Origin of the sequence: Psychrobacter sp. SHUES1, from assembly GCF_001652315.1 — a bacterium.
GTDB lineage: Bacteria > Pseudomonadota > Gammaproteobacteria > Pseudomonadales > Moraxellaceae > Psychrobacter > Psychrobacter faecalis.
On record NZ_LXWA01000098.1, the window covers coordinates 1 to 5,935 of the forward strand.

The window sequence follows — 5,935 nt, forward strand, 5'->3', positions numbered from 1 at the left end:
CCTATTATCGTTCTACCTTTTTTAACTTGCTCATAGCCAACTTTGATATCAGTTTTTTCATTAATTTCTTGAACCGCAAGGTCTAAAACTCTTAATTTAAAATTCCCCATTCTTTTATATTCACTAGATTCTATACCTAGTTGACTTCTAAATCTCTCAAGCTCAAACATAGGGGTATTTTTAGCTTGTTTCCATTGCACTAGTAGCTCATAAAGTCTTACAGAGTAAATGCTATCCATACTTGCTGTTTGTTCTAGTAGATAAGAAGTAAAAAAGTCTTCCGCACCATCAATACGGCTGATTCCTTTAACTACAGCAAGGGTAAAAACCAATTCAATTGCACCCTCATCATCAAGATAAGTCACTTCTTGAATCCAACGCGACTTGACGATCTTTCCATGTTCATTGACGTAACTGAAACGTCTGTTAAATAGGTTTTCTTCAGCGTCTTTCATTCGCTGATAGCCATTCTGTCGAGTGGTTTCAAACATTTCTGCGTAGCGTAAGGCATCAATACGTAGAGGCTTATCAGTACTCAGTCCAGTATTTGTTTCTCTTGCATCTACTATTGCTAATTGAATAATTCGGATTTCAGGCAAAGATAAGTTTTGTAAGGCTGAATTAAGCTGATTTGTTTTGACGACTAAATTACCCTTAGACATACAATTTCCTTGTAAGTTATTTATGACTACACTACCATTACTTAGTATATTAATCTACATAAAAAAATTAGTAGATTAATGGTAAGTAAACGTAGTCATATGGGTAAGTAAACGTAGTCATATGGGTAAGTAAACGTAGTCATATGGGTAAGTAAACGTAGTCATATGAAGTCTACAACCCTTTGATACCAATGGATACAGAGGGCTTAAAAGCATTTAAAAGCATTTAAAAGCATAAAAAGCATTTTTTAATTTTTTTATTAATTGAAAAGACAAGAAATAAAAGCCCTAGTTACAGAAAAATATCAGGAGTTTTCTTGGATTAGGTAAATGATAAATTCTTTCTATCTTATCCATTAATTTATTTTTAACCTTAGTGATAAGCTATAGAAACCACTATATTTGCCTACAGAATTAGATCTAACAACCTTCTTTCTCTATTCTGATACCTTCCTAGCCTTTTTAGTATTATTTCGCTCTACAGAGATCCTACGGCTTTCTAGCTGCATTGCTTCATTCAATCTAGCGATTTCCTCTCGATTTAGCCCTTCAATCGCCACTAAGTAAGGCTCAACACGTTTTTTAAGGGTGTCATAGCTCGCTTCTGCAACGCTTTTATCCAATCTAGCTTTCTCATAGTCCATTAGGATGCTGTTAGCAGCCTTCACAGTCGGTTCTATTTGCTCAATAACGGCTGCTGTGACCTTTTCCCCATACCTAGCCTTGCTTTCAAACATGTCAGGCTTAGGCGCTAAAGTCGTAATACTAAAATCCCTCGCGTGATTGATGTCGTGGTAATACTCTTTGATGCTGGTATGCTTGGCTTTAGAGCCTTCCTTGCCCCTTGTTAGCCCCAAATCAGCGACCGTATTGGCAAAATCGGTTTGCATCTTGTTTAATTTAGCCCTACCGCCTAGAAAATCCTTACAGTTGAGCTTCCCTTTTTGGTCAATAGGAACGACATAAGCGACCAGCTGCGGTGTGCTTATGTCCCGATGAACACTCATACCTGCAATGTTTTCTTCTCCATGTTTATCCATGAGCCACTGAGCAGAGCGCTTAAAAAAATCAGTTTCCTTGCTGGTTCCCCAACCTTCCCATTCAGGACTGGCGGTTAGCAAATACTCAATGCATAGCACTGCATCCGAACGTCTTTTTTCAGGAAGTCGATCTTTTATTGCCTGTTTGACTGCTTCAGGGGTAGCAACGGTATGATGATTTTTAGGGGTCAGGTTGGGGTCAGCATTGGGCGTTTCTATCGTTCGGTAGCTGTGCGCAAGACTGCTACCAATGTTGCCCATCGTCTTTAATTTTGCCGTCCTCAAAATTGCATAGTTCATCGCCATTTTTTTCCTATAATTGGGTGTTATTTCATTAAAGTGTACTTACTACACCACAATTTTACCTGTTAGGAAAGCGTGATTTTTGCAGCAAAAGGCGGTAAACAAGGGCTATTTTTCACTGTTTTTCAACTTGGCTGTTTACAGATTGTAAACACCTTTTTCCTTTATAAATCAATGACTAAGAACGATTTTGTTTGCACTTTGCAAACACTTCGATTTCAATAAACCTAACAATATCAGCTATTTGGCAGTCCCTTTAGGGTGCGTATGGTGTAGTCATTAAATTAGGTAGAAAATGACGGGTCTTTTATCTGTCGTAAAATCTGCTACAAAAAAGGGGTTATAAGAGCGTTACTTCTCGTTTTTCACTGGCATAATCATAGCTTGGTACAAACAACTTATTCATCTAAAAAATCATCTGTAGCTACAGATGATTCTAGTAGCGGAGTTATTTATGAGCATGATCGGTGTATCAGTAGCCAGCAGTAAAAGTCTTCAACTTGAAGCCACTCAAGAAGCCTATGATAGAGCTGTCGTGAAGCTTAATTTGCTGTCGATTGAAGATAAAACGCACGAAGAAGTGGTCAGAAGCAAGCTATTTGAGGTCATGGATGAAAGGAATGAGTTAGGAGATTATTCAACTTCTGACCTTCACGTCATGGGAAAAAGGGTTGAAAAGGCAGTTGATGATTTTCTTGCTGGATTGAATGAGCAGACTGTTACCACTTAGATTAGCGAAAAGATGGAACGCTATAGTTATTGAGGTTTAATCATCTTTCGCTTATATTGGGGGTACGAATATAAGCGAAAGATGATTGCTATGACTACAACTAATTATAATATACGGCTTGATCAGGATCTGAAGGATAGGTCTTTTTCTGTTCTAGAAAGCTATGGATTAACGCCTTCACAAGCCATCAGACTGTTCTTAAACCAAGTAGCCGATACTAATGCGATTCCTCTGTCTTTTGACTATCAACAACCTAAGCTCAACGCGCAAACTATCGCTGCTATTGCAGAGATCGCGAGCGGTAAAGGCACTAAGTACGACAGCTTTGGTGATTTGATGGATGAGTTAGAAGGCGAGGCTGATGAGATCCATTGAAGTATCAAGTCAGTTTAAGAGAGATGCCAAAAAGAATTATCTAAGCTTGCTCACTCCTGCATGGGGTGAGGTGCTTAATTGTTTGACTAACGACATACCGCTACCGGCTAAATACAAAGATCATGCGTTGACCGGCAATCATAAGGGGTTTAGGGATTGCCATATCAAGCCTGACTTGGTGCTTATCTACCGTATTCAGAGCGATACGGTAGATTTTGTTAGGCTGGGTAGTCATTCAGAGGTGTTTGATTAGCCTATTTTATGTAGTTCCATAATGACAGTCTGTTTTAAGTAGTCTGTTAATAGGCTTTTGGGGCGAAACAGCTGGTTCCGCTGGGGTATACCTATTTTGAAACTTACTACAACTTATAGTGCTTTTTTAAAATATCTATAATGGGTGCATACTCTTCTTTAAAGAATATATAGTTTTCTTCAGCTAATGACATAGAGCTTCTCATCTGCGGTTGATATTCTAGTACGCAGCTTACCAAGTCAGTATCTCCTGTAATAACGCTCCTTTCAAGTAAGCTTCTACTATACTTATCTAAATTCTCAATATCATAACCCTGCTGTAAAATACGCTCTAAAAGCTTTAAGTCTTTTTTATCAAGAGCCTCATCTATGGTATTTTCATAAACTGAAACATCTTGAAGGTCGAATAGAGAGCTGCAAAACTCTGAAAAGGATTGTGCCAGCTTGATAAATTTAGTGCCTATAGTATCGTTATCATAGAAATAGATTTCTCCAAAACTATCTGCCGCTAGACTTAGTATGATGTCGTTACCTACATTGTCATCGGCTATGATTAAAAATTTTCGTCCTTCCTCATGATCTATACTTTTTCCATTCTTGTACGAATTCATTAAATCAAAATAATCATTGTCATTGGAAATCCTATATACATGGTGAACAATAGAGTATTCACCTTCAAATACTTCAAAAGTATTTTTCTCAAAGCTCTTACCATTATGCTCTAGCAAATAACTTCTATAGTCTTGAGGTAGTGTTACACCTAACATATTTTCTAGGGTCACTAATCTTTCATTATCCAAAGCAGAAGTATTTTTTTTCATTCAATCGATCTCTATTCATGTTAAAGAATATGATGTGTACTATTGATCTAATGGTTATTAAATTTATGTTTAACACTAGCAGTTAGGTTCCTGTATAGCGCACCGATCATATTCCTATAACAGAGTTTGTGACAGATAAGGATTAGCAGTATGTTGAATATAAACGATGTTATTAAAGTCTCAAAAGATATTCAAGATAATATCAGAGCGGGTGAGGTGGGAACTGTAGTACATATCTTTGATGTGATTCCTCCCGTATATGAAATTGAGTTTTCTGATGATCAGGGTCGTACAATTGAAACTGTACCTTTGAAAGAAGAAGACATGAGCCTTTATTGGGTTGCCAGCACTGAAACATATGTCGAATAGTTAACGGTGAATTGTCCTGACTATTGATGACTATCTGATAACCTAGTCAAAAAACCATTAAGCCAAGCTCATTAAGTACACTCAGATGTACATTGATTTAATATAAAAATCTATATCCATTGGAATCACGTGGGCTATAGCCGAAGATCCAAGTCCTCACTAGGGTACCGTTCTTGCTTCTATAACAGACGTTATGGTAAATAGACACTCGATTCACAGCTTCTGATAATGACTAGAAACTAATCTATATGTCTTTATCCTGCCCATAGCATGGTATGTGCTCTAATCTATATGGTTATCTTTGGCTGACAGCTGCTAATAAATTCTTCCAAAAATAATTTGAAATTATCTACCTCAGCAAAAAAGTCTAGTCCAAAGTCATACCCTGTAATTTGGCTGTTTGTGTAAACTCCAACAGGCACTCTCAGCTTGATAAATAACAAATAGTCATTTGCTTTAAAGATATCCATAATAAAGAACATATCGATAGGACAGATAGAAAAAACCAGTTCATCTTCCTGTTCAAAACGATCTAAATTATTAAGCTTTGTAAGTTGTGTTTTTAGATAGGTTATATTCTCATATGACATACATCTATTTATTTCATTAACATCTTTAAAATCCAAGCACAGCAGTTCTGTTGTCACTTCAAAGTTGCACAATATACCAAACTCATTATAAGAAACTGGTGCAAGCATAATAGATATGTTTTTATTACAGTTGACTAATCTACTCATTTTAATTGCTCTTGAAAATGAATTACGATGAATACTAGTGTAAGACTTACCAGACTACCTATTAAATTATCTAAGACGAGTGACAGTAATGCGATGCAACATCGAAAATATTCCTTCATGTACATCATAAAGCACACCGTCATTGTCACAATAACTTAATCTATGGGTATATATAGCTCACAGTCAAATATTCAAATCCTCACTAGGGAACCGAACTTATCTAACACACTCATAAGACCTAGTATTCAAGATACTCTCTGATAGGACGTTTATTAAACTGAGCAGGGTCTTTTTTAAGGCGGTTAATCATTTCAAACTCCCAAGCATTCGGGTCTTGACCTGCTGGACTGGTAGAACTAACCAAGTGATTATAATCGGCAATAAAGCTAGGATTACGAGCGATACGCCCCAGCTGCTTATCGTTTAATCCTTCAATGGTAAACATATCAGATGTATCACCGTCCCTTCCACTTGCTAAATTCTGAGTGCTTTTAGGCTTTTCTTTATCTGAGATCTTGAACTTAAAACCTATTATCGTTCTACCTTTTTTAACTTGCTCATAGCCAACTTTGATATCAGTTTTTTCATTAATTTCTTGAACCGCAAGGTCTAAAACTCTTAATTTAAAATTCCCCATTCTTTTATA

8 protein-coding genes and 1 pseudogene are annotated in these 5,935 nt (G+C 36.7%); 4 read left to right on the plus strand and 5 right to left on the minus strand.

What is annotated here, in order from left to right; all coding sequences use genetic code 11:
* Together repM and mobV are read right to left on the minus strand one after the other, a co-directional pair.
* On the minus strand, positions 1–662 hold a 662-nt coding region (gene repM, locus A7325_RS12310; protein WP_068408569.1), incomplete at its 3' end, for a replication initiation protein RepM.
* A 437-nt stretch (positions 663–1,099) separates the two neighbouring features.
* A complete protein-coding gene (mobV, locus tag A7325_RS12315) occupies positions 1,100–2,008 on the minus strand; it encodes a MobV family relaxase (protein WP_068408571.1) in 909 nt (302 codons plus the stop codon).
* Positions 2,009–2,459: 451 nt separating this feature from the next.
* Here mobV and A7325_RS12320 point away from each other — a divergent pair, with 451 nt between their 5' ends.
* The 3 genes from A7325_RS12320 to A7325_RS12330 all read left to right on the plus strand — a co-directional run bounded on the left by A7325_RS12320 (position 2,460) and on the right by A7325_RS12330 (position 3,363).
* On the plus strand, positions 2,460–2,735 hold the full coding sequence (locus A7325_RS12320) for a hypothetical protein (protein WP_068408573.1): 276 nt from the start codon (positions 2,460–2,462) through the stop codon (positions 2,733–2,735).
* A gap of 90 nt (positions 2,736–2,825) precedes the next feature.
* Complete coding sequence (locus A7325_RS12325; RefSeq protein WP_068408583.1) at positions 2,826–3,110, plus strand: type II toxin-antitoxin system RelB/DinJ family antitoxin; 285 nt, start codon at positions 2,826–2,828, stop codon at positions 3,108–3,110.
* Positions 3,097–3,363, plus strand: a complete 267-nt coding sequence (locus A7325_RS12330) for a type II toxin-antitoxin system mRNA interferase toxin, RelE/StbE family (RefSeq protein WP_025650492.1) — start codon at positions 3,097–3,099, stop codon at positions 3,361–3,363. The genes A7325_RS12325 and A7325_RS12330 overlap by 14 nt, the downstream gene beginning before the upstream one ends.
* A gap of 106 nt (positions 3,364–3,469) precedes the next feature.
* On the opposite strand, the gene A7325_RS12335 is transcribed toward A7325_RS12330, so the two are convergent.
* Complete coding sequence (locus A7325_RS12335; protein ID WP_068408575.1) at positions 3,470–4,183, minus strand: SMI1/KNR4 family protein; 714 nt, start codon at positions 4,181–4,183, stop codon at positions 3,470–3,472.
* Positions 4,184–4,333: 150 nt separating this feature from the next.
* Between A7325_RS12335 and A7325_RS12340 the strand changes: the two genes are divergently transcribed.
* Complete coding sequence (locus A7325_RS12340; protein ID WP_068408577.1) at positions 4,334–4,552, plus strand: DUF4926 domain-containing protein; 219 nt, start codon at positions 4,334–4,336, stop codon at positions 4,550–4,552.
* A 287-nt stretch (positions 4,553–4,839) separates the two neighbouring features.
* Here the strand turns inward: A7325_RS12340 and A7325_RS12345 are convergent, their stop codons facing one another.
* Both A7325_RS12345 and A7325_RS12350 read right to left on the minus strand, forming a co-directional pair.
* Positions 4,840–5,289, minus strand: a complete 450-nt coding sequence (locus tag A7325_RS12345; protein WP_068408579.1) for a hypothetical protein — start codon at positions 5,287–5,289, stop codon at positions 4,840–4,842.
* 238 nt (positions 5,290–5,527) lie between these two features.
* Positions 5,528–5,935: pseudogene (locus A7325_RS12350) on the minus strand (RepB family plasmid replication initiator protein); the annotation flags it as partial.